Here is a 24,553-nt window from a genome sequence, read left to right as displayed (position 1 = left end):
ATGGATTGGGTGAACGCAATCGTACAGGGCACCTTGCTGGGCGGTTTATATGCGCTTTTTGCAGCTGGATTGTCCCTGATTTTCGGCGTCATGCGGCTGGTTAATATCGCGCATGGCGACCTGATCGTCATGGCGGCCTATCTGGGTTTGACTGTCACGGCGACGGTCGGGCTACATCCGCTTGCGGCCTTGGCAATCGTGGTTCCTGCTATGGCGTTGATCGGCTACGTGCTGCAACGGGGGCTGTTGAACCAGACCCTTGGCGAAGACCTGCTGCCGCCCCTGCTGGTCACCTTCGGCCTGAGCGTAATCCTGCAAAACGGTCTACTAGAGGTCTACACAGCCGATCCGCAAAAGATGGATGCAGGCGCGTTGGAAACGGCCAGCATCGCAATGGGCGGGCTGACGCTCGGGGTGTTACCGGTTCTGACCTTTGCCATCGCGGTCGTGGTGATCTGGGCGCTGCAATGGACGTTCTACCACACCGCCGTTGGGCGCGCCTTCCGGGCCGTGTCGGACAATCAGGACATTGCCCAACTGATGGGCCTGAACCGTCGCCATGTTTTCGGACTGGCCATGGCACTTGCGCTGGGGGTGACGGCGATTGCAGGCATCCTTCTTGGTATCCGGACAAGCTTTGACCCGTCGATCGGCGGCGGACGCCTGATTTTCGGCTTTGAAGCCGTGATTATCGGGGGCCTTGGCAATCTCTGGGGCACTTTGGCAGGCGGCGTGATCCTTGGCATCGCGCAAACTGTGGGCGCCAAGATCGATCCCGGTTTCCAGATACTCGCGGGCCATCTGGCCTTCCTGATCATCCTTGCCATCCGTCCGAACGGCCTATTCCCGAGGATCGCAGCATGAGCTTGCAGAACTACTCCGTCACCCGCTCTTCGCAGGCTGCACGTGTCGCAGCCATTCTGGGGGCATTGTGTGTGATCCTGCTGATCTCGGCCCCGTGGTGGGCCGGTCGCGCCGAAATGCGCCTGTTGGCAGAGCTGTTCCTGTACCTCGCGCTGGCCTCGCTCTGGAACCTGATGGCGGGCTACGCCGGACTGGTTTCGGTTGGACAGCAGGCCTTTGTCGGGTTCGGCGGCTATATGCTGTTTGCTCTGACCATGTTCGGTGGCCTGCACCCCTTTGCGGCCATTGCGCTGGCAGGCGTTCTGGGTGCGCTGGTGTCCGTGCCGGTCGCGGTCCTGATCTTCCGGCTTCGCGGGGCCTATTTTGCCATCGGGACATGGGTCATCGCCGAAGTCTTCCGGCTGGGGTTTGCACAGGTTTCGGCATTGGGCGGTGGGTCCGGATCATCTTTGCCCATGGCCATCGTCAAATCGCTGGCCTCGAAACGCGATATGCGCGAGTCGCTGAGCTATTGGCTGGCTTTGGGCGCTGCCGTGCTGGTCGTGACCTGCGTCTACCTTTTCTTGCGCTCGCGCCAGGGTCTGGCCCTGACCGCGATACGCGACAACGAACTGGCCGCAAAAAGCCTTGGCATCGATATCTGGCGGACGAAGTTCACGGTCTACGTCGTCACCTCTGCTTTGACCGCGATGATCGGCGCGCTGATCTTTCTGCAAAAGCTGCGCATCTCGCCTGATGCCGCGTTCAGTGTTAACGACTGGACCGCGTTTGTCATCTTTATCGTGGTGATCGGTGGCATCGGAACCATCGAAGGCCCGATCATCGGAACGCTGGTGTTTTTCGCGCTGCGCGAAACGCTGGCCGATCTCGGGACGATCTACCTGATCGTTTTGGGCATCGTCGCCATCGTGGTGATGCTGAAAGCCCCCAAAGGGATTTGGGGCCTCATTCGAACCCGCTTTGATCTGCAACTATTCCCGCTGGGCTATCGCGTGATTGCCCCGAAAGACGACAAGGAAGCCTGACCCATGGCACGTCAAAAGAAAACCATCATCACCTGCGCCATCACAGGGGCCATCCACACACCGACAATGTCGGATGCGCTGCCCTACACCTATGATGACATCGCCCAGCAGGCGATTGATGCCGCCGAAGCCGGTGCGTCGATCCTGCACCTGCATGCGCGCAACAACGAAACCGGCGCGCCTTCGGTCAATCCGGACGATTTCGCGCCCTTCCTGCCGCGTATCAAGCAAGCGACAGATGCCGTGGTCAACATCTCGACCGGCGGGTCCCTGACCCTGTCTATTCAGGACCGGATCACCCCTGCCAAAACCTTCAGCCCCGAGATGTGTTCGATGAACATGGGGTCGATGAACTTTTCGTTCCATCCATTGGCGAACCGATACAAGGATGGCGATTGGAAGTTCGACTGGGAAAAGGAATATGTCGCGGGCTCGGACCAGAACATCTTTCGCAACACCTTCCGCGACATCAAGGAAGCCGCCGACACATTGGCCCCGCACGACATCAAGTTCGAACACGAATGCTATGATGTCGGGCACCTGTATAACCTGAAATTCTGTATGGATATCGGGCTGTTCAAAGCGCCGATCTTTATCCAGTTCATCTTCGGCATTCTTGGCGGCATCGGCCCCGAGGTCGACAACCTGATCTTTATGAAACGCACCGCCGACCGTCTGTTCGGGGATGACTATCGCTGGTCGGTTCTGGGGGCTGGCGGCGCGCAGATGTCCTTGGCGACCACGGCCAGTCAGATGGGTGGCAATGTGCGCGTCGGGCTGGAAGACAGCCTGTTCATTTCCCGTGGACAGCTGGCAGAAAGCAACGCGCAACAGGTGGCCAAAATCCGGCGTATTGTCGAAGACCTTGGCAGTGAGGTGGCCACACCCGACGAAGCGCGCGAGATACTGGATCTTAAGGGCGGCGACAGGGTGGCGTTCTGATCACGCGTCAGTCGCTTAGCGCATGTGCCAAAACATGGCGAAGGCCGCCGGTGACACTCACCGCCGGCCTTTCTTTTTGTTTTTCCAGAACGGAGGCACATCCCCCGCCATGATGCAGCCGTACGGATCGATGTAGTCCTCGATCTCGGCCAGATCATAGGATTTGATCTGCGCCACAACGTTGTCCGCGCTTTTGTAGCTGGACGGCAGCTCCGACGCATCAACCCCACCGGCATGGAAACGGACGTCCAGACCTTCAGTTTCCGCCTTCAGCATCTGCTCGGGCGTCACGGACCCCATCCGACGCTTATGTTCGGACCGCGAGAAGTTCCGCCCAGCGCCGTGCGGGCTGAAGCCCAGTCCGTGATCCGCATCCTTGCCGCGTACAACCAGTACCGGCTCGGACATGTTCAGCGGAATCAGGGTCAGACCTGTGGCATCCTGCGCGTAGTCGTCCCAAGCAGGGGTCGCCCCCTTGCCGTGGTAGAACAGATCACCCCGTTTGAAGACGAAGTTATGTTCGTTCCAGAACCGCTCGCCAACGTCGCCTGCGCGCGCGGCTTCAAGCGTCGCCTGATGGATCGCGTTATGGTTCGCCTTGGTCCACTTCCGGATCAGCTGCAGCGCGTCCCAGTAATCGCGGCCTTCCTGCGTGTCCGCCGGAATCCACGCGTTCTGTTTGCGCGTCTTTGGTGACAGTTCCTTCCGGAACCGTTCAGCCACAGCCATGCCGTTCTTATACAGAACCGCACCCGGCCCACGCGACCCGTGGTGGGTCACGATCGCCGTCCGTCCGGTTTTCCGCGACCGACCGACAAACAGGAAGTGGTTCCCGTCCCCTTGCGTACCCATATGTTCCTGCGCCATCCGCAGGGACTTGGGGTTGTTCAGAAACGGGTTTTCACGGAACGCATCCAGCAGCTTCAGCGAGGTTGTGAACCGTTGTCCCTGCGGCCGTCCGCCCGGTCCGAAATGCGTCACCGACTGCGCGGCATCCAGCACCGCTTTCGGATCGGCATTACCCAGATCGGTGATCATAACCGAACAACAGATATCCGCCGAATGCATTCCCGGATGGATCGCGTTCCGCGCTGCGGCCACACCACCGACCGGAATGGTCCCGACCGGCCCTGCCGGACAGGCATCGGGCATAATCGCACCAGCTTCGATCGTTGGCGTTTGCATCAGCGCAGCCATCGTTTCGCGGACCTTCAGAACGTTGTCTTCCTCGTCCGGATGGGTGACGTCGATGTTTTCATGAAACGCAACAGCGCCATGTGCGTGCAGGTCCATCGTCGGCACGACCGGAGGGATTTCGCCCTCGAGCTCTTGCCGGATGCGCACCAGACCAAAGCCTTCGGCGCGCATGGCATTCGCCCGCGTCAGCAGGTCCGGAAATTGTTTACCTGGCCGATGCCCCCACTCTTTCAGATGGTCGCCAGTCACAGGATCAAATGTCATATCTTCAGTCATAATCTTCACTCACATATTTACCCTGTCGGGGCGACAAGGCGGTCACAAACCGATTTTCCGCCACCGGAGTACTCCGGACTGGACTTGAACCAGCACAACACGGTTCCCCATGTTCCCCTTTCGGGGGCGTCTACCTGAAGGTCTGTGGGCATCCGCCCCTTTGGGTCTTGGCCCCGGCGACAAAGTGGGAAGAAACAGTTTGGGAGGCCCGCCCCGCATCCGAATGGGCAGATGCGTTTTCCGTCTGGGCGCCGGCAAGGAGGGGAGTTGAACCCGCTCGACCGATCCCTGGTGTGCCATGTAGTTCCTTCAGCATTCGCCGGGGTATTCCTTTCTATTCGTTACGTTCAGGGTCCGGGGGACAAGTGTTTCGTGAGAGGCCTTTCGGCGACCATTCCATAGCGATGTACTCCCACGGGCATTCCCCCGGAAAAATTCCGTCTCGACGACAAGTGTTTGGTGAAACGTCCTGCTCTACCAGACTGAGCTACGTGGCCATAGATGGCGGCCACGACGGGATTCGAACCCGCGACACGGGAGTTAACAGCTCTGTAGTTCCACCGGCATTCGCCGAGACTTTTGCGTTTAAAACAGACACGGCGGTACGAGGTCCCGCCCATGCCAGAGAGCGCCCGCAAGAGTGACGGAGTCGAACCGCCAAGTTCCTCTGATCGTGCCCCCGCCATGCCCGCATTAAACGCGAAAGTCGTTCCTTTTTCCTTCGTTTCGGTTGGGTCAGGCGGACAAGTCTGATTGTGAGACAGCAGCATTGCTTAAATGAGTAGTAGTCCCACAGGCATTCCGCCTGACCCTATGTTTTAGACGTCGATCTTCTCGATCTCGCCAACCCAGTGGTCCGGATTGGTCTGACCTTTGGCAAAGGCTGCGATCTGGTCAAAGACCGCATCCGAGAAGCCGCCGATGTTCAGCACGTCTTCACGTGTCTGCGCCTGCGTCGTTCCGAATGGCGCGATGTCGATGCAAACCAGTTTGGCCTTCGGGTTACGACGTTTGATCGTTTCCCATTCCTGCAACATCGCCGTTCCCCGACCCCCGGCGCGGGCATCAACCCACGATTGGTTATCGGACACGAACACCACCAGATCCGGCGCGCGGCCCCGTTCGTTCAGCCACTTCAGCGGCGCGGAGCAGTTTGTTCCACCCCCACCCATCGCGGCCAGACGCTCGGCGTTGGTCAGGATCGTGTCGCGCGGCTCCAGACGCACATCACGTACGTCGAAGTCGAACGGCAGAACCTGACATCCGCGGTTCACGCGCTGGAAGGACGCTGCCACCAGCGCCGCCACATCCACGTGGCGGACAACCGACGTCGCCCCCGGACGATGGCCTGTCACAGCCCAAGTCATCGAACCGGACACGTCCGGACACACAACGACCTGACCATCGATCTTCGGCACGTTCTTCACGGCGACTTCCATCGCATCGTGCAGAGCGTCCACGATCTTGCGCGGCATATCCCCGTTCACGTTTTGCGCCGCCACCATCAGCTGGTACGGAAACGCGCGTGCTTTGACGATCGCGCCCGGTTTACGCAGCAGCTTTGCAACGTGATCCACATTCTTGGCCACGCCGAAAACGCCGTGACGCTGGAACGTGTTCAGGTTCTGGCGCACCATCTGCCACGACCCGTTACGCGCAAGACGCGCCCATTGGGCCGAAGACAGGTTCAGCTGCGTCAGCATCTGGAACGGCACATCCGGCATCGGGCCTTTGCCCGTTTCCTTGAACGCCATCCAGTCCTGCAGAGCCTGCGGCAGCCGTGCCACATCGCACGGCCGCCCGACGATCCAGGCAAACAGTGCCTCGCGTTCGGCCGTAGCCGGTTTCGGGTGCACCATTTTGATCACGTCAGCCAACGACGGGTCGTTCCCGATATTGGCATACAGCAAAGCCCGATCAGAGGCGGTATTCAGCCAGTTGCGCACCATAGCCTTCGGTGCAGACCCCAGCGATTTACGCCCCGTCTGACCGGAACGGACGACCTGCACAAAGGTGCGCAGCATCTTGCCGTTATCGACCACACGACCAAAGGCCGCACGGAACAGAACCGGATCGCGCCGCGCCAGAACCGCCAGCAGCACAGCCGGCATGTCCTTCATGTAGCCCGACTGGCGGGCGTAGATCGCGGCTTGCGCCAGATAGCGCGGCTCGACGGACTCGGCCACATCCAGAACGTATTCCAGTTCTTCCTGCGGCGTCTGATAGAACATATCCCCGAAAGTGCCGGTAACAGCGACCTGCGCAAGCGCATGCGCATCGGAATAAGCGTAGGCCGGTGCCCCGTGGGCATTCGTAGACGTCGCTTTCGGCAGCAACCGGCCTTTCATCGATGCAAACACGGATTTGTTCGCCATTTCTTCGTTCCTCATTGGTTGTGGGAATGTTTTGACATGCACGCCGCACAACCAGAACGAAAAAATATTTTTCACTTAAGCTATTTTTTTTGAATAATAATATTGCCATTTGCGAAATTCATCTTCCGCAATTACTATCCATATTTATCTTTATTTATAATTTTGGATAAGCCATGCGAAACGTGGTCATCGGATTCCTCGGAACCAAGCTCGATATGGGCAAGAAACGGCGGTGGAAGCCGACGCCCAGCCTGACCGGCCATGACCATTTTCACGTCGACCGGCTGGAATTGCTGTATGACTCGCGGTTTTTGCGGCTGGCCAAACAAATCCAGCGCGAGATCGAGGAAATCTCACCCGAGACCGAAGTTCTGCTGCAGCAACTTGATCTGAACGACCCTTGGGACTTCCAAGAGGTCTACGGCAAACTGTTCGACTTCGCGCGGTCCTACGGCTTTGACGAGGACCGCGAACGCTATCACGTGCATCTGACTACAGGGACGCACGTGGCGCAGATTTGCTGGTTCCTGCTGACCGAAAGCCGCCACATCCCTGCGCGCCTGATCCAGACAGGTCCGCCCGGACCGGATGACGACACACCCAAGTTCGACATCATCGATCTGGACCTCAGTCGCTATAACGCATTGCAGCAACGGTTCGACCAACTGTCGCGCGAATACAGCGATCAACTGAAAGGCGGGATCGAGACGCGCAATGCGCAGTACAACGATATCATCGACCGGATCGAACTGATCGCCAGCAATTCAGATGAACCGATCCTGCTGCTTGGTGAAACCGGAACAGGCAAGACAGAACTGGCGGAACGCATTCACAGCCTGAAACTGGATCGCCGCCGCCTGAAGGGACGTCTGGTTCATGTGAACTGTGCAACGTTGAACGGCCCCGATGCCATGGCCACACTTTTCGGACAGCGCCGTTCATACCTTGGAACGGCAGGCACCGAACGCAGCGGTCTTCTGCGCGAGGCAGACGGCGGCGTCCTGTTTCTTGACGATGTGGACGAATTAAGCCCGAACATGCAGTCCGTGCTGCTTCACGCGATTGAAACAGGGCGGTTCTATCCGCTGGGGTCCGATCACGAAATCTCAAGCCGGTTCCACCTGATCGCCGGTGCCAACCGTGATCTGCGCAGTCTTGCCGCCGCGGGTCAATTTCGCCCCGACCTGCTCGCCCGGCTGAACACATGGAGCTTTACCCTGCCCCCGTTGCGCGGCCGCACCGAGGATATCGAGGCAAACCTGGTGCACGAACTGGACCGTTGCGAACGGAATTTGGGTGTGCACGTCGGCTTTAACTCGGACGCCCGCAGCCAGTATCTTGCGTTCGCCAAAGACCCCGCCACGCACTGGCCCGGGAACTTTCGTGATTTTTCCGGATCAATCCGCAGGCTCTGCACACTCGCCCCGCGCGGCAGGATCACCCGTGCCATGGTGACATCCGAAATCGACATGCTGCAAAGCGACTGGTCGTCGAGCCAATCCAACGACGATTTCAAACTGGTCGCCGACGTGATGGGCGACGGCGTGTCGGATGTGGACCCCTTCGACCTTGTTCAACTGGCCGAAGTGATCCGCGTCTGCCGCACATCCTCAAGCCTGAGCGCTGCGGGCAGAACCTTATTCGCGGTATCCCGCAGCAAACGCAAAATCCAGAACGATGCCGACCGACTGCGGAAATACCTGAGCAAGTTCGGATTGGAATGGGGTGCGTTTTAACGATGACTCAACACAGGTCTTCAGCAGCCCTAAGGTAGCCACGTAAACTGGCCAAACTGCGTTAGATCAGCTTCCTCAACGCCGCCTGATCGACCTTTGAGGCATGGCGTTTGTCCATCGGGATCTTTGCGACGATCTTGACGTTTTGAATTCCCAGCTGGCCCGCTTTTTGGCGCCAGTCATCTTGGTGGCGGCCATCGCCCTCGATGACCAGACAGGGTTGGTCGCCTTTGGCCGACAGGGCGCACCGCGTCACCCCATCCCACCCGCGCACAGCGACCTCGACCGAGAACGGGAACACCGGTTCCCCTTTTACATAAACCTCGGACCCCACACGCCCCAGCAGCCAGAGCCGCCCGTGGTCGTCAAAATACCCCGCATCGCCCGTGCGGTGCCAAACGACCGCACCATCATGAACTTTGTTTTCCACATCATGTTTTGGGTCCAGATATCCGCTGTTCACATGCGCGCCCGCGACCTGAATTTCGCCCTCAACGATCCGGACTTGAATATCGTCGACCGGATAACCGACAAGCAGCCCCTTGCCCGACATCATGCTGGCATGATCGTCCGATGTGACCTCGTCAGAATTGAGGTGCGCAATGGGCTCGGCTTCGGTTGAGCCATAAACGCAGACGATCCGCAGATCGGGTTTTGCCGATTTCAACTGGGTTACAAGATCGGGAAAAACGGGGCCACCGCCGGTAAAAACGGTGTGGACCGGCGCGGCGGATGCCACCATCGCCAGCTTTTCACACAGTGACGGAGGCAACAGCGCGCGCGATACGTTTTGGCGGATGACCCACTGTTCAAGCTGCCCAGCGCCAAGGTCCGCCAAACGCGACATTTTCCAGTTCGGCAGAACAGAGGTCTGACCGCTTGCGATGTTGATCAGAACAAACACCGGAAAAGCGACAAGATCGCGCTCGGGAGCTGTGCTATGCAGAAGGGGCGCAATTGCGTGATGTTGGGCCGAAAGAAACCCATGGCTGCGCGGGATCGCTTTCGGCGCGCCGGACGTCCCCGAGGTGAAAGAAATCAACGCAATGTCAGCGTCTTTCGGGGAAGGTAAGTCCAGTGGGCTACCGTCGCGAACCTGGGGGCGCAGATGGCGCAGCGACCACAATTCCGGCAAAGCGAATTTCAAAAGACCATAAAAGCCCGAGCTGCAAAACGCGGACACATTGGTAACCTTGGCCGCATGACGCAAGCCCGCCAACCCCATCGCAGGCTCAGGAAGCACAACCGTCGCCCCAAGTGACCAAAGCGCTGCAAGGCTTGCGTAAAGGTCGGCATCCAGTTTCATCGCAAGCAACACCCGATCGCCTTGCCCAATCCCGCGCGTCTGCCATGCCCGCGCGAACCCGTCTGCGCGGTCTTTGAGTTGCCTGAAGGTGGTTTCCTTCCCCGTGCCATCGACAATCGCAACCCTGTCGGGATGGCGCGCAACCGCATCGGCGAAATCACCCAGAATGCTAGTCATCCAGCTTCAACCCGAACAGCCCGTAGCGGCGAAACACATCTGCCCCCTCAGCCGCACTACGCAGCGCCGACAGGTTATCATCGTGGATCAGGGCGTGGATGGCCGTGCTAAATCCGTTCACAGCCGCTGTCTTGTGAAACGTATAGGCCAGATGCTGCCCCGCCCCTTTCATAAGGCTTGCATAGGTCTTCAGGATGACACTGCTGGGCTTTGGCCCCCCGGCGTAGTTTGGCGTTCCGAACAGAAAACCCACCAGCGTTTGATCCGGCCGTCTGGCGAAAAGAATAAGCTCGCGCTTCAGCATGGGCACGATGGGCATATACATCGCAAGAAACGCGTCTCGGGTGATGGGTTTGTAGAAGGCATTGTTGGCAAATGCCTCGCAGGACAATTCGAACACCTGACCGAACAGCCGTTCGGGATCTGTGCCGTCCCAGTGTTCGATCTCGAAATCCGTTGTGGCGGGCGGTGCGGTTTTAGCCGCTTGTTCCAGCGGCACACGGGCCGAGAAATAGCTGCTGATCTCGGAAAAGCCCGCTTCTTTGAACACCTCAAGCGCATCGGGCGTGTTCTTCGGCTCGAGCAGGAACGCGGGGCTTTCATCGGTTTGCGTCACGAAACGGTAGCTGTGCCACGTATCGCCGTCCATCGGGCCGATGATGTGCGTGATGCCATTATCGCGAATACAGTCGATCGCTTGCTGCAAAACAGCCGCGCCGCTTTCTTTTGTTTTGCACGCGAATGCGCCCACGGCGGCGGTTGGTTTACCGTCCCAAACAGGGCCATCAAGATAGACTGTAATCTTTGCCCCGTCAGCGCGGAAACTGTGCTGCGTCATGTGAAAAAACCCGAATAGTCGATTGAATAAAGATAGGTGGCCAGAGGGATCGCAAGCGATAGCAGTGTCAGCTTTATGACCCGCGCCTGCACAAAGGCCTGCGGCACAAGCGATGGCACAACTGTCGCCAAGGCCAAGCTGGCGACAGTGACGGACCACATTGGGCCGTTCCAGTTTGCAGGGTCGGGATTGAGACCGATCACCAGGTAACGCACCACGCAAAGCGCCAGAACAATGGCCGTTAGAATGGCCACACGGGCCAGAATGCTGCGGGGCGTCACAGCGATAGCGCACAGCCCAACCATCAGCCCCATCGCGGTCATTCCGTAGAAGGAAACAGCATTCCATCCCGTCGCATTGCCCAGCGTCAGCCAGCCGATACTGACCAAAGCCAGTGCTGCGACAATATCCAGATCCGGAAATCTGCTGTTGCAGGGGGCGGAGGTGCGGCTCCATGCGTGGGCGGCAAGAACAAGGATCGGAACAAGCGCGTTTTGAACGGCCGTCACGGCAAGAAGCAGAAACACGGTGATCACGTAGACCCGCGAGGCGTGATTGGTCAGCCCGATTTTGGGCGAGATGGCTTTGAACGCAACGATGCTAAGAGCAAACGTAACCGCCAGCATGGCCAGTTCCTGAAGCGGGTTTGCTGCGTGGACTGACAGAAAAATCAGCAGCCCCAAAGGCAGAAAGAAGTTATCAAACCCACGCCAGCTTGCCGCTTCGACCAATGTGCCAAAACCCGCAACCATCAAAGACAACACGATGATATTCAGGGGTGCGAAGGGTGTCATAAGCATCAGGCACAGCATCGAGATCACCAGCGTGATGACAAAGAAAACAACGCTTCCTTCTATGCTTTTGTTGCCGTCTTCCACGCGGAAGAACCGTTTTCCATAGGTGCTACCGGCAAGCGCCGCAGCCGCATCGGCAAAGGTCAGAACCGCAATCGGCAAGACATATAGGTAAAGGTCATCTCCGGCCAGAAACAAGCAGAGCCCCACGGAAATCGCCAAAAGAAGATCGCCATAAGACTGCCTTTCGACCCCGTGCAACGTCCCGCCCAGTTTCGAGTTCGGCAGGCGCAGCACCATCATCACAATCAGGGTGACCCCAACCAGCGCATAGACAGGCCAGCGATCCGGAAACAGCCACGGCAGGCTAAGCGCATAAAGTCCGGTGCCGACATGAACGAGCTTGCGCTGCACTTCGGCACTGATCTGCCATTGGGTCGCCAGCCGGCGCACAACCGCCATCAGGCCTAGCAACGCAGCGACCGACCCAAGAGCCAGAGCAATCTGGAAAACCGGACTCAACCGATCACCTCTTCGACAACGAAATCCGAATAGAAGAACGCCTTGTCCTCTGCTTTCAGGCGGTCTTCGACGTCGCTTAGGGTTTTGACCCGAGACGCATAACAATGCGGCACACGGCGTGGCGCCATCATGTTCCAATAGACCAAGCGTGCATTGGGAGCAGACGCGCTCAGGATGCTGTCATAGACCTGCGTGAACACCTCGGGCGACATGTATTCAAAGATATCAGACAGATTGAATCCGTCGGCCTTTTCTCCGGTCGAAATGAACGCCTCCAGCGATCCGGGCCGAATGTCGATTCGGTCAAGGCGCGCTTTGATGGTGTCAAAATGCTCTTCTCTCCATGTCATGGGCAGGGCGGCTCCATGGGTGCCTTTCATGATCCAATGAAGGTAGGGGTTTTCAGCCGGATCGCAGTCGACCGCGGCGTGACGAATTCGGCGGGCAACGTGCTGGGCGGGGCTGCCCTCGACATGATCGAAGAACGCTTTGTCCCGACCCATTCGGCCCATCACGAAACGCGAGAAGAAGGCGTTCAACAACAACCGCCAGCGCCACGTATTAAAGCGTGTATCAAGGAACACCTGACGGTCGGCTTTCGGCCTTGAGACAAAGATTGCGTCGATTGTCTTTTGCGAATGGACCAAGGGCAACAAACGCGTGCGGAAAATCCGGAAGTAGCGTTCGAATTTGCCGACGCCCCCAGCCCCGTGCTGTTCGACCTCTGGGGTCAGCCCATCCCAAAACGCACGGGTTTCGTCATCCAGATCAGTCAGCGCTTTCGCCAACAGGGATGCGCGTTGACCGCTGGGCCGCGCGCCCATCAATTCCAGAAACTCTGGATGGCTGAGGTTTCGAAACGCCCCGATCCGCAGCTTAAGGCAGGCAATCTGTGCCAGAGACAGGTCCACAACGACGACCTTCTTGGGGTCCAGCGTCAACATCGCCAACGCATTGTCCCCCGCCGAGCAGATCGAAACCAATGTCCCCCCGGCACAGTCGCCAAGGCCTTGGGTCAAGACATCTGCGTCCTCCCAAAGCTGGGCGTAGCGGATATGGTCAAAAGCTGCCTTGGCTTCGATTTCAGACGTCTGCATCGCATCGCTCCACTTGGCCCGTGGCCCCATCCACAGAAATCATTTCGCCGTCCGAAATCCACTGCGTTGCGCCTTTCAGGCCAACAACACAGGGAATACCCAATTCACGCGCCACAATGGCGGAGTGTGACAGTAACGATCCGCGTTCGACAACAATCGCAGAGGCGTTCGAAAACACCGCGATCCATCCGGGATCGGTATGGCGCGCAACCAGAATATCACCGGGGGCCAGCGCTTCGGTTCGCGGATCGCGAATGACGCGCGCACGGGCTTTGACCTGACCGGCCGAACACCCTGTAGCGGTCCGCTGTTTGGCGGCGTCCCGTTCGACAGGCGTCTCCTCCCAAGCCGGAGCGATTGCCGGACCTCGCAATTCGATGCGCTCTGGCGGGTCAGGACGAAGCGCCGCCGCCCCGTCCTCGGCTTTGCGCAACTCGACCAAGGCTTTCAGGTTCGGCGACAAGCCATATCCTTCGACCGCCCCGAGGACTTCTTCGGTGGTCAGAAAGAACACATCGCGCCGCGCGGCCAACAGCCCGCGCGCTTCGAATTCCCGTCCCAACGCAAGAAACACCCGTCGGGTGTAGCCAAAAATGCGCGTGCGCTCGAACCGCAGGTTTTCACGATCCCGAACACGGGCCTTGGTCCACGTGATGATCCATTTCGCGCAGAACCGTTTGATCGGGTTCTTCGGGAATAGTTCATCCCAGTCGGGGTCCGGGGAGTCATGACTGGCAACGACGCTGCGCGATGCACTGGCCGCGATCGCCTGAAGCAGGCTGGTCGGATCCTCGCTCAGCGGAATGCTTTCCAGCTTCAGTTCTTCGGTGCAGCGATCACCGAATTTTTCAAGGTAGGATTGCACCTCTTGCGCGATTTCAGGATGCGCGTCGAGCGCGCCTAATCCCTTTTCGCGAAGCGCATCGGCAATCCCTGCATCACGAACCATCTGCCCCATTCTGGCAATGCGCTGTGCAGGTTCAGCGGAAATAATATCCCCCTGACCGATCATGACATCGTTATGCAAAACCAGCCCTTCGGGCCCCAGCCACTTTTCCAACAGATTGCGCGACGCCCCGAAGGCAATCATGCACAGAAAGTCATTCACCAGCGGCGCGTCCCACCGATCCAGAAGCGTGCTTTCGATCCTGCGATATTCAGCCGCTAGTGCCGTTGGGCCTGCCGTTTCAGTGTCGAACCCACCGTTTAGCGCGGCATTCAGCCTGTCGTAAAACCGTGCTCTTGTTTTGGGCAGCCTAGCCGCTTGCCAGAGAAGACCTGCGCCGACTTTCACAAGTTTCAGGTATTCCCGCACACGCGCGGCCCCTTGTGCGGGCGGGGGGCCGATGGCGCTGGTAACCTCATCCGGCATCGGGGTCGAAACCCCCATCATCGTCTCCATATAGGCGCGGTTTAACGAAAACCCCGGCAGCAAAGCCAACGCCCGATACCAGTTCACCAGATTATAGTAAACGCGCCCATCGACCCGCCCCAGCATGTTGCCGAAAACAGCAGAGTTGGTCGCGATGGTTTGGTCAGACACCCCCAAAAGCGACACGAAGGCCCGATAGACCCGTGCGTAGACATGGACCGCAAACGAATAGGTCAAAGGGCTGACCATGCCCGGATAACTTTCAACGATGTTCGAGTTGTCAAAGATCGTCAGCGATGTGTCCGGCTGCGGTTCGGGCAACAGCGCGGTCGTTATGGGCCGCGATTGCAGAATATGCAGCCCGTCCGCATCAAAGGCCCATTCGATGTCTTGTGGCGCACCAAATCTGGCTTCGGCCTTGCGGGCAAGGTCGGCAACCGCCTGTGCCTGGTCTTTTGTCAGAATCTTGGGATCCGACGGCCCGCTTACGGCTGCGCTCACGCGCCAATCTTCGCCATCTTCTTCACCGGACACCAAACGTTCACCTAAGCCATCAATGGCCGAGATCACAACCTGACCACGCTGACCGGTCACAGGGTCAGCTGAAAAGGCAACACCGGCAGAGACCGCATCAATCATGCGCTGCACGATAACAGCAGGTCCTTCGGCACTGCCGCCGGATTTGACCGCCCGATAGGTCGCGACGGTTTCCGAGAACCCCGATTTCCAGACTTGCATGGCCGCCTGCCAGACATCCTTGGCCGCGACATTCAAAACCGTGTCGAATTGGCCCGCATGACTGTGCTCTGCCCCGTCTTCCTGACGCGCCGAACTTCGCACCGCGAATGGCCCTTCGCCCAAACCGGCAATCGCATCGTCCAGACCGGCGACCGCTTCATCCGTCTCGAAGGCATCGGCGCGGATGACGAAAAAAGCGGGCGGATTAAACCCGAACCCTGAAAGTCGCGACAAGGCAACGGCTTTCCCACCGACCTCGTGGACATGCAACGCCGCGTCTTGGGCAACGATGTGAGACATCAAACAAACCTCAGCAAAACGGGTAAAACCTTAGATTATAAAATTACCTCAACCGGACGAAGGACAAAGGCCTCGGCCAGACCCACCGCGTCAATCTTTTGCTTGACTGCGTCGGAAAAGAACAACGTTTGTTTATAAAGCTTTTCAACCCAGACAGGCGGGCCGTCCAAGGCTGCTTTGGACACCACAATGTCCCCATCACTGTCCAGTCGACTTGCAGCGACGCGATTTGGGAAATCACCAAAAACATCCTTTCCGAACGCAGGCGATTGGTCTTTGATCACAGTGTCTTTCAGCACCCCGGGCAAAAACAACGCCGCCGGCTCGGTGATCGGTTGGCCGTTATATTCCAGAAACTGCACCTCATCGCCGTTGTCGTAAAACCGCGCGTCCGGCAGGTTAAGCGACCTCATGAAGTCCAATGCCTCATGCGTGAAGACGTACTTGCTTTCCCAACCGAAAATCAGGTCGAGTTTCCGGCCCGACCCGTCGTCCAACTCATCCGGCATCTCGCCGTCACCAATAAGCGGGCGGGCGAAGGGGATTTGCGTAGGGGGCTTGGGGGCGATCTGTCCGTTTTGGGACAAACGGATAAATGCTCCGACCCAAACATTCAGACTCGGATCTTCCGTCCAGTCAAAAAACCGATCCCTCGGCGTATGTTTCTGCAAAACCCCTTCGGACCACCAAACACGTTCGGTCATGCTAACCCCTTTCACTTGTGACGACGTCTACCGGACGAAGAGCAAAGGCCTCGGCACGTCCCGCCGCGTCATGGGCAACGATGTGGGACATCAAACAAACCTCAGCAAAACCGGTAAAAACCCTGCAATCGCGTAACACGCAAAGACCCAAAGCCCCGCGATTGTATCCATGCGCTTTTCGGCCTTCTCAGTCGGGGATCGGACGTAGCGGGCGGCGGATAGCAGACAGATCGCCACGCCAATTCCACCCAAAACGGCGCTGATCCAAAGAATGCCGGTCGCCGCACCCACGGCAAGAAGTAAGGCATATGACAGCAGCACGCAGCCCCCCCAGATGCGCGCGGCTTTTCGTGTGCCCCACAGCCCCGAATAGGTTTCGACCCCTGCAATCTCGTTTTCAGGCGACCAGAGTTTCCGCCCGATTTCCAAGACGCACCCATTCACAAAGGACAAGGCAAGAAAAAGCGACAGGCCCGATGCTGGCCCCCCGAAGGGCAACCATTCCAAACCGGTCAACAATAGATCGATCAGCGGCATGATGGCCATGTGGCTTAGAAGGTAGAGCACAGGTCGTGCCTTGAGCCACTCGGCGACGCCGAACTCTGCCGTCATCGCCCCGAGCCAGAGCCAAACCAAAGCCAGCAGCCACAATACCGGTGGATGCCAAAGCCACGCGGTCAGCGCTGTGATGGGCAGCGACACCAAACCAAGCGAGATGATCAGGCGCAGCGAAACCAGCCCGCGCGGGATCGGGCGGTCGGGCCGGTAGCGCCGGTCGTCTTCAAGGTCTTTGTATTCATCGCAAACGCGCATCTGGAAAAACAACAGCATCGCGATGACAAAACCGGCCAGATAGCCACCCCAATCGGGCAATGGCCGACCGGACAATTCTGCCGACACAGAAAGGCTGGCGGCGGAAAACACCGCCAATAGCGGCGCGGTCTTGAACAGCGGGAAGCGTTCTTTCTGATAGATCCAGAGTGCGGACAAACTCATCTTTTTCGGGCCAGATTTTCGTGCGCGCGCGTGAAGTGCCCCGCCGCAATCGCGGCCACGATCGAGATTTCACCGCACAGACATGTCGCGACTGCGACCTCGGCCAAGGCGGCGCCGTTGCCAGCGCCCTTCAATCCCAGAACATTCAACCCCGCGGCCTGACTGGGCAAAGAGGTGCCCCCGCCCACCGACCCCACAAGGATGTTGGGCATGGTGACCGAACAAAACAGATCATCGCCACGCGCCTCCATCCGGGTGATGCCCATCGCGCTTTCGGCGACGCATGCGGCGTCCTGCCCTGTGGCAATGTAGAATGCCGCCAAACCGTTTGCGAAATGCGCCTGCGCCCCAAGCTGGCCGGATAGGTGCGAGCCCAGATTGGCAACCTGACCGTAATCCAGCATCGCCTTCACGCTTGTGCCCAACGTCTTTTCCACTACGTCCGCAGACAGGGTGACCGACGCGCTGACCTTACGGCCGCGTCCCGTCACCAAGCCCAGAAAGGACGCTTTCTTATCGCCCGAGAAATTGCCTTCGATATACCATGCCTTCATCGCGACCGGGCAGCGCGCTGCGATATCCTCGCATAGGGCATTGGTGGCGATGGTAACCATGTTCTGTCCAGCCGCATCGCCAGTTGTATAGCGGCACACCAGAAACACGACGTTGTTGTCGATCATCGGCTCGACCGAGACCAGTTTGCCGAAACGTGTGGTTGCTTCGGCAGCGGCCTTGAGCGCGTCGATTTCCCTGACCACCCATTCGACAAACAGGCCCGCATCCAGAAGGCCGTCAAAAACAAAAGCGGGCGTGCGGATGACGCCTTCGTACAGCAAGGCGGTGCTGATCCCACCGGATTTCGTGGCGGCATAGGCGCCGCGCGCATAAGAGGCGACCAAAGCAGCCTCGGTCGTGGCCATGGGAACGTGAAAATCGCCATGCGCATTCAGTCCGTTGATCCGCAACGGGCCGATGATACCGACAGGCATTTTCACGGTGCCGATGAAGTTTTCGATATTCGCACTGAACTGACCTGGATCGGCCATCGTGATCGGGTCTGCGAGCGCGTCTTGATCGTCTTGCGATGCGGTAGCGCGCAAGCGTTGCCAGTATTTCGCGACCGACGCGGCGCTGGCATTGCGTACAGGGCGCAACGTCGTGAATTCCGCATCGCTGGGCAGCAAGCGTTCTTGCAAAGGGGCATTTTGGAACCGTCTGCGAATTCTCGCCAACATCTCAACAATATGCGAGGGAATGGTCATGAGCCGGCTCCGGCTTTACTTACAATATTTTGCCGTATCAATATGTCGCTACACCTTAGATTGTGCAATAGACACGTATGAGAAGAAAACTTAAGCATCGCTGGAGTATAAGTCATAATTACCTGACTGGCATCACCTTTGGAAAATGGTGTCAGTTGCTGGCCGAGAACCATTTTCAGATCTCGCCCGCCTATCTTCATCGTGCTGCTGTGATTACCTTGGCCAGCCTGTCGAATTCAGCCTGCGCCACAGTTGAGACTTTGCGTTTTGGCAAGGCGATCGAACAGGCGGAAAAGCCGAAAGCGCCCTTGTTTATTCTGGGGCATTGGCGCAGCGGCACGACCTTGCTGCACGAACTTCTGGCGCAGGACAGTGCGCAATTCCAGTTCCCCAACACCTATCAGGTCGTGAACCCCTACACCTTTCTGACCACCGAAAATTTCACGACCCGCATGTTTCCTTGGCTGGTCCCTGAAAAACGGCCCATGGACAACATGGCGCTAAAGTTCACATCACCCCAAGAAGACGAATTCGCGCCTTTGCTGATGACGCTGACGTCGCTGTATCTGGGCACCAGTTTTCCCCGACGCATGGAACACTATGATCGCTACATGACGTTCCGCGATGTCGACCGGACCAAAGTCGAGGCATGGAAAGCCGCCTTCGTGCAGTTCTGCAAGAAACTGTCGCTGAACGACGATCGCACTTTGCTGATCAAGTCGCCGCCGCACACGGCCCGCATCCGCACAATTCTGGAAATGTTTCCCGACGCACGGTTCGTCCATATCCACCGCGACCCGTATCGGGTGTTCCAGTCGCAGCGGCATTTCTTTGATACGGCGGGGTGGTACACATACCTGCAAAAGCCCGACATCGACGCGATTGACGAAGGCATCCTGCAGCGCCACGAGGTCATGTACGACGCCTTTTTCGAGGATCTTCCGTTGATCCCCGAAGGCCGTTTCATCGATATCCGCTTTGATGATCTCGAGTCTGATCCGGTTGATGAAATCGGCAAAATCTATGCGCGTTTGGGATTGGAAGGCTTTGCAAGGTTCAAGCCGGAACTGAGCCGCTATGTTGATGCGCTCAGAGGCTATCAGAAGAACAGTTTCACCGATCTCGATCCTGCCACCAAAGCGATTGTTGCAGATCGCTGGGCCCGCAGCTTTGACCATGGAAACTACCCCAAATGACGCGTGCGCCCGGCCCTAGAGGCAGCTTGCTTTGGGGATCGCTCTCTGAATTCAAAGCGGATTCTTTGGGGTTTCTGGCCGACGCTGTGCGCGATCACGGCGACATCGTGCGATTACGGTTTGGACCGATCACCGCCCATCTGATCAACCGCCCCGAATATGTCGATCATGTCCTGTCGCGACAGGCCTCCAACTACGACAAAGCCACCCGCAGCGCAGACCGGATCGCCGCCACAACAGGCAACAGCCTGCTTTCGGCCGATCAGCGGGCTTGGAGCCGTCACAGGCAGCTGATCCAGCCAGCCTTTCAACCGTCCTGTTTCCAAAACATCGGACCTGTCATCGACGCATTGGTCGATCCCATGCTGGAACGATGGCAGCAGACTAAGGAAATCGATATCGTCGACGAGATGATGCAGCTGGTCATCGCCATTGCGATCAAGACCCTGTTTTCGTCCGACATCGATCCACAGAAAATCAACACCGCGCTTGAAACGCTATTGGCCGATACGTGGCGCCGGATCGAAGCTCCGGTCGACGCATCGATGATTTCCCCGCGGCTGCACCGACCCGCATTCAAGAAAGCCGTGGGCGAGATTGACCAGATCGTTTTCGATCTGATCCAGACCCGCCGCAGGTGTCAGGACCGCCCTGATGACGTGCTATCCCGATTGCTGGCTGCGCACGAAGCCGAAGGCGCGATACAGCTGAACGACAAAGAGCTTCGCGATGCGACTGTCACGCTGTTGCTGGCCGGTCATGAAACCACGGCAAATGCCCTATCTTGGGCGTTCATCCACGCATCCAACGGGTTTGAGACAGCCGAGCCTGCACATATCTTTTCCGAGGCAATCCGGCTTTATCCGTCAATCTGGATCATCGAGCGCCGCGTCATTCGCGACGACATCATCGGCGGCTACCACATTCCTCGTGGCAGCTCGGTTTTGATATCGCCTTACCTCTTGCACCGGCACAGAGAGTTTTGGCCCGAACCTGACCGGTTTGACCCATCGCGTTTCGTTGGGGATCAGCCACGCCTGCGCGACGGCTATCTGTCCTTCGGCCTTGGGCCACATCGTTGCGTCGGGCTTTATCTGGCCAATAAGATTGCAGCCCACGTGATTGAACGCGTGTTCTCCCGCTTCAGGTTGCGCCTGTTACCTGACCAACAGATTGGTACGACGCCCGGCATCACGTTGCGCCATACGGGACCGGTCAAGATGACGGTGGCCTGTCATAGCCCCGGTTGATTGCAGCCCGTTGTTTTGAAAAGAATTGACACAAACTGCACCCCCAGCCGCAACAACAGCCCGTTGCCGCTGGTGTCGCAAAATCCTGTGCCCTACCCTCTGATTATTCGGACAAATTTGCAGGACGGAACGCGTTTCCCAGTCCTGCGGCAGGAGAATTAGCTTATGTCCCAAGACCTTGTGGATGCCATCGCCGAGCAAGAACGCCGGCTTGTGCTGGATCATTTTGACGAAGATCTGGCCTTCACCCTCGGATGCGCACTTAGCGAACACGCGACGGCCTCAGCGGCTCCTGTTTCGATCGAGATCAAATCGGCAGCCCGCCGATACTTTTTCACCACCCTGTCAGGCGCCACACCTGAAAACGAAGATTGGGGCCGCAGAAAGGGCAATACGGTTCTGCGGACGTTCAAATCGTCGATGCGGGCAGGATTGGAATACGGTCTTGAAGGCCGCGAACAGTGGCCCGATGTGGGGCTACCGTATAGCGATTTCGTCATCCACGGAGGTGGCTTTCCGATCACTGTAAAAGGTGTCGGCGTCATCGCGGCGATTGGTGTGTCAGGCCTGCCCTCGGTCGAAGATCATGAGATGTCCACCGCCATCCTTGCGGATCATCTCGGCCTGACGGGCATTGCCCTGCCCGAGGCTTTGAAAATCTGAACAGATCGGCAGGATCAGGCGCTGAAAGCGTCCAAGCTGCAATTCAACTCTGATTTTCTGAAAGCGTCTTCAGATTGATATAACAGGTTAAACGGATAAACGCACGGGAAGGAACATCTGCCCTGCAACAACGACGCGCCGTGACCCGTGACAGCAACGTCACATCCAACACGCACTAATTTTATGGGGGGAATCAAAGTGGCCGACCGACGAGGATTCGAACCTCCGCCCCCTTCCTCACTAGTCAAGTACTCTATTCAGCTGAGTGATCGGTCGGTAAGTCCTACACTAATCGTGCGATTAGTGAGCTACGCGCCATTGGAATCCGGCCGAAACCTATTTGTGTTGACGCAAGCTATTCAAATTTCCATAGTTTCATTATTTTAAAATAGGGCGATTTAATTGTGAAATACTATCCTGAATTGGATGGTGTGAGAGCGATGGCAGCGCTTGCAGTCGTCCTTGTTCATACAGACCGAGCAACATTGCCAGGTGGCGTTTTTGGCGTTGATATATTTTTTGTTCTAAGCGGATATCTTACAACGTCCATCGCAGTATCACACCGTTACACTTTAAAAGGCTTTATTTGGCGCCGGTTTATCAGGGTCTGGCCCTTGATGGCGTTTGTCAGCTTTTGCGTTGGCACCTTGCTTTTTTCAGTGAATTTGAACGGACTAGTCGTTTGGCCGTCTCTTGTTTTTCTGCAAACTTTTTTTTCGCCTCACCTTAGTCCAATGGGCCACACCTGGACACTCACAATGGAGATGAGTTTCTATATTCTAATTGCTCTTCTAGCGTACTGCCGTCTCAACGTCTTGAGGATTTCACTAGCTCTCTACGTCATTTGTGTGATGTCGCGATACGCTCTACCTGTCAATTCAATCTATTACTTACCAGGCCCCCATTCGTCAGGGCTATTTCTTGGCGCTATACTCGCGACATCCCGTTTCACCTTGCCGAAACCTTTTGTGAACCTCACCCTAGTTACGAGTCTCGTAATGTTTGCCTTCGTAGCAATTGTTGGGGAAAATTCGATTGGAGGACTACCTACGGCAATTTTGATCGCCGAATGGGTCGGTGTCGGGATCATAGCAGCGTGCATCTCCTCGCCCAGCTGGGCTGGAATCTTACTAAGATGGAAACCAATCAGATATCTTGGCTGGATCAGCTACGGAATCTATATCTGGCACATTCCCGTTCTCGTGTTTTTTAAAGACAAGGAAACAGTCCCAAAGTTCATAGCGACTGTTCTGACAACCATCATTTTGGCGTCACTTACGTACTATTTTCTTGAGAAGCCGTTATTGGCGAAAAGGCCGCCAAGAAGAGGAGAGCCACACGATCATGATGTAAAGGTCAAGGTGGCGGACCGAGGAGGATTCGAACCCCCGACCCCTTGATTCGTAGTCAAGTACTCTATCCAGCTGAGCTATCGGTCCGTAGGGCGTGCATCTAACGGTGCCTGCGAAGGAGTGCAAGTCCCTATCCCAGAAAAATCCGATAATTTTTGCATGGCCCGATTTGGCTAGGCGACCGAGCCCATAGGCAGGCGGATTTCGAAGACGGTTCCTTCTGTCACGTCCTCATCCAACATCAGAAGCCCGCCGTGCCCACGTGCCAGTTCGGCCACGATCGCAAGGCCAAGCCCCGCCCCGCCTTTGCGCACCCCACCCTGGAACGGCTGGAACAGGTGCTCTTTCGCTTTCGGCGGCAAACCCGGCCCAGTGTCGGACACGCGGATGACCCATCCGGTGTCGTCGGCGCGGCCTGACACCGAAATCTCGCCCGGTTTGCCCGATCCGACGATGGCCTGCCGCGCGTTACGCACCAGATTCGACACCATACGGTAAAGCTGTTCGGGATCAGCGCGGACGGTCATCGATGCAGGTACATCCGACGACAGCGACAGATCATGGTCACCAATGGCCAAGCGTTCGGCATCCAGCACATCCTCGACCAGTTGCGACAGATTAAACAGCGTCAGGGACGGCGCGGGCTCTTCTGCCTTTCCAAAGGCCAAGGTGCTTTCGCATAGGTTCACCGCACGAGTGATCGAGTTCACCAGTTTCGGGGCCATGCGTTTAACCGACGGGTCTTCAGACATCTCGATCCGGTCGGTGAACAGCTGCGCCGATGTCAGAATATTCCGCAGATCATGACTGACACGGGCGACGGCCCCTCCCAGCTGCGCCAGACGTTCTTTCTGTTTCAGGGCCTGGGTCAGTTGCTGTTCCAAGGACTGAAGTGCTGTTTCAGCCTCACGCAGTTCACGGACCGAGGCGGTGGGCGTGATGATCCGGTGCGCGTCTTCCGGCGCGGCGGCGTAACGCTGCATCTGATGCACGACGCCCTTGATCGGCTTCACCAGCAAACGGCGCACCGCAAAGAACAGCAGCGTGGCCGTCACGACGGAAATCACGGCCGACAGCCACAGGATGCGCAATCCGTAGTCGATCATCGCCGCACGTAGTTCGGCGGTCAGCATCGTGACCTCGATCAACAGGCCTGCGTCACGCAAAGGGTTGCCGATCACACGGATCACGCGTGGTTCGGTATCGATCAGGCGCGCCATTGCATCACGGATCAAAACAGCCGCACCAGCGTTTCGCAGATCAAAAGTTTTGTGCACCTGCCCTGGCATAGGGGCAGACAGAACCAATTGCCGCGCCTCATCCCGCCGCAGCACCACGTTGAACACGCCCGCATTCAACAGCAGCTCTTCTTCCAGATCGGCGTCGATCATGTCGTCGGCCAAAAGTGCCAGCGACGCGATCTGGGCACGCTCCAGATGGCCCAGCAAATAATCCTCTCGGAAACGGGCGATAGACGGCACGAAGATCAGCACTTCTGCCAACATGACAAAAAGCACCGTCAGTACCAGAAATCGGCCAGAAAGAGAGTTCAACATCAGGGCCTTTACGTC

19 protein-coding genes and 1 tRNA gene are annotated in these 24,553 nt (G+C 57.6%); 8 read left to right on the top strand and 12 right to left on the bottom strand.

Annotated elements, in window-relative coordinates; translation table 11 throughout:
- From AC4FIA_RS14785 to kce, 3 genes are read left to right on the top strand one after another with little or no spacing between them, the layout of a single operon-like run.
- Positions 1–864, top strand: coding sequence for a branched-chain amino acid ABC transporter permease (locus AC4FIA_RS14785; RefSeq protein ID WP_488048725.1), 864 nt, complete (start codon positions 1–3; stop codon positions 862–864).
- Positions 861–1,889, top strand: coding sequence for a branched-chain amino acid ABC transporter permease (locus AC4FIA_RS14780; protein WP_490366489.1), 1,029 nt, complete (start codon positions 861–863; stop codon positions 1,887–1,889). The genes AC4FIA_RS14785 and AC4FIA_RS14780 overlap by 4 nt, the downstream gene beginning before the upstream one ends.
- A gap of 3 nt (positions 1,890–1,892) precedes the next feature.
- Positions 1,893–2,831 carry a 3,5-dioxohexanoate:acetyl-CoA acetone transferase gene (gene kce / locus AC4FIA_RS14775; protein ID WP_490366488.1) on the top strand — a complete coding sequence of 313 codons (939 nt, stop codon included), beginning with the start codon at positions 1,893–1,895 and terminating at the stop codon, positions 2,829–2,831.
- Positions 2,832–2,888: 57 nt separating this feature from the next.
- On the opposite strand, the gene AC4FIA_RS14770 is transcribed toward kce, so the two are convergent.
- Both AC4FIA_RS14770 and AC4FIA_RS14765 read right to left on the bottom strand, forming a co-directional pair.
- The gene (locus AC4FIA_RS14770) at positions 2,889–4,304 is read right to left on the bottom strand and encodes an RtcB family protein (protein ID WP_490366487.1); all 1,416 of its coding nucleotides are present in this window, start codon (positions 4,302–4,304) and stop codon (positions 2,889–2,891) included.
- A gap of 818 nt (positions 4,305–5,122) precedes the next feature.
- Positions 5,123–6,679 (bottom strand): vWA domain-containing protein, encoded by a 1,557-nt coding sequence (locus tag AC4FIA_RS14765; protein WP_490366486.1) that lies wholly within the window; start codon positions 6,677–6,679, stop codon positions 5,123–5,125.
- Positions 6,680–6,852: 173 nt separating this feature from the next.
- On the opposite strand from AC4FIA_RS14765, the gene rtcR reads away from it, so the two are divergent.
- Complete coding sequence (gene rtcR, locus AC4FIA_RS14760) at positions 6,853–8,415, top strand: RNA repair transcriptional activator RtcR (protein ID WP_490366485.1); 1,563 nt, start codon at positions 6,853–6,855, stop codon at positions 8,413–8,415.
- A 61-nt stretch (positions 8,416–8,476) separates the two neighbouring features.
- On the opposite strand, the gene AC4FIA_RS14755 is transcribed toward rtcR, so the two are convergent.
- The 8 genes from AC4FIA_RS14755 to AC4FIA_RS14720 all read right to left on the bottom strand — a co-directional run bounded on the left by AC4FIA_RS14755 (position 8,477) and on the right by AC4FIA_RS14720 (position 18,521).
- On the bottom strand, positions 8,477–9,898 hold the full coding sequence (locus AC4FIA_RS14755; protein WP_490366484.1) for an AMP-binding protein: 1,422 nt from the start codon (positions 9,896–9,898) through the stop codon (positions 8,477–8,479).
- Positions 9,891–10,736: a hypothetical protein gene (locus AC4FIA_RS14750; protein WP_490366483.1), complete on the bottom strand. Its 846-nt coding sequence runs from the start codon at positions 10,734–10,736 to the stop codon at positions 9,891–9,893. The genes AC4FIA_RS14755 and AC4FIA_RS14750 overlap by 8 nt, the downstream gene beginning before the upstream one ends.
- Complete coding sequence (locus AC4FIA_RS14745; protein WP_490366482.1) at positions 10,733–12,052, bottom strand: diacylglycerol/polyprenol kinase family protein; 1,320 nt, start codon at positions 12,050–12,052, stop codon at positions 10,733–10,735. Before AC4FIA_RS14745 ends, AC4FIA_RS14750 begins: the two co-directional genes overlap by 4 nt.
- Positions 12,049–13,149 carry a BtaA family protein gene (locus AC4FIA_RS14740; protein ID WP_490366481.1) on the bottom strand — a complete coding sequence of 367 codons (1,101 nt, stop codon included), beginning with the start codon at positions 13,147–13,149 and terminating at the stop codon, positions 12,049–12,051. Before AC4FIA_RS14740 ends, AC4FIA_RS14745 begins: the two co-directional genes overlap by 4 nt.
- Positions 13,136–15,559 (bottom strand): PEP/pyruvate-binding domain-containing protein, encoded by a 2,424-nt coding sequence (locus tag AC4FIA_RS14735; protein WP_490366480.1) that lies wholly within the window; start codon positions 15,557–15,559, stop codon positions 13,136–13,138. Before AC4FIA_RS14735 ends, AC4FIA_RS14740 begins: the two co-directional genes overlap by 14 nt.
- 35 nt (positions 15,560–15,594) lie before the next feature.
- Positions 15,595–16,263 (bottom strand): hypothetical protein, encoded by a 669-nt coding sequence (locus tag AC4FIA_RS14730; protein ID WP_490366479.1) that lies wholly within the window; start codon positions 16,261–16,263, stop codon positions 15,595–15,597.
- Positions 16,264–16,353: 90 nt separating this feature from the next.
- A complete protein-coding gene (locus AC4FIA_RS14725; RefSeq protein ID WP_490366478.1) occupies positions 16,354–17,259 on the bottom strand; it encodes a UbiA family prenyltransferase in 906 nt (301 codons plus the stop codon).
- Entirely contained in the window at positions 17,256–18,521 is a 1,266-nt protein-coding gene (locus tag AC4FIA_RS14720) for a hydroxymethylglutaryl-CoA reductase (RefSeq protein WP_490366477.1), read from the bottom strand. The genes AC4FIA_RS14725 and AC4FIA_RS14720 overlap by 4 nt, the downstream gene beginning before the upstream one ends.
- A gap of 77 nt (positions 18,522–18,598) precedes the next feature.
- Here AC4FIA_RS14720 and AC4FIA_RS14715 point away from each other — a divergent pair, with 77 nt between their 5' ends.
- The 4 genes from AC4FIA_RS14715 to AC4FIA_RS14700 all read left to right on the top strand — a co-directional run bounded on the left by AC4FIA_RS14715 (position 18,599) and on the right by AC4FIA_RS14700 (position 23,030).
- Positions 18,599–19,717: a sulfotransferase family protein gene (locus AC4FIA_RS14715; protein ID WP_490366476.1), complete on the top strand. Its 1,119-nt coding sequence runs from the start codon at positions 18,599–18,601 to the stop codon at positions 19,715–19,717.
- Positions 19,714–20,967 carry a cytochrome P450 gene (locus AC4FIA_RS14710; RefSeq protein WP_490366475.1) on the top strand — a complete coding sequence of 418 codons (1,254 nt, stop codon included), beginning with the start codon at positions 19,714–19,716 and terminating at the stop codon, positions 20,965–20,967. The genes AC4FIA_RS14715 and AC4FIA_RS14710 overlap by 4 nt, the downstream gene beginning before the upstream one ends.
- Positions 20,968–21,132: 165 nt before the next feature.
- Positions 21,133–21,630 carry a heme-degrading domain-containing protein gene (locus AC4FIA_RS14705; protein ID WP_490366474.1) on the top strand — a complete coding sequence of 166 codons (498 nt, stop codon included), beginning with the start codon at positions 21,133–21,135 and terminating at the stop codon, positions 21,628–21,630.
- 404 nt (positions 21,631–22,034) lie between these two features.
- The gene (locus AC4FIA_RS14700; protein WP_490366473.1) at positions 22,035–23,030 is read left to right on the top strand and encodes an acyltransferase family protein; all 996 of its coding nucleotides are present in this window, start codon (positions 22,035–22,037) and stop codon (positions 23,028–23,030) included.
- Here the strand turns inward: AC4FIA_RS14700 and AC4FIA_RS14695 are convergent.
- Together AC4FIA_RS14695 and AC4FIA_RS14690 are read right to left on the bottom strand one after the other, a co-directional pair.
- Positions 22,993–23,069: transfer RNA gene (locus AC4FIA_RS14695), tRNA-Arg, on the bottom strand. The two genes, AC4FIA_RS14700 and AC4FIA_RS14695, sit on opposite strands and share 38 nt — an antisense overlap.
- Before the next feature lie 86 nt (positions 23,070–23,155).
- The gene (locus AC4FIA_RS14690) at positions 23,156–24,538 is read right to left on the bottom strand and encodes a sensor histidine kinase (protein WP_490366472.1); all 1,383 of its coding nucleotides are present in this window, start codon (positions 24,536–24,538) and stop codon (positions 23,156–23,158) included.
- Between the last annotated feature and the right edge of the window lie 15 nt (positions 24,539–24,553).

The sequence above is a fragment of the Thalassococcus sp. genome, from assembly GCF_982780845.1.
Note: the sequence above shows the minus strand (reverse complement) of the source record. Positions and strands in the feature narration are given on the sequence as shown.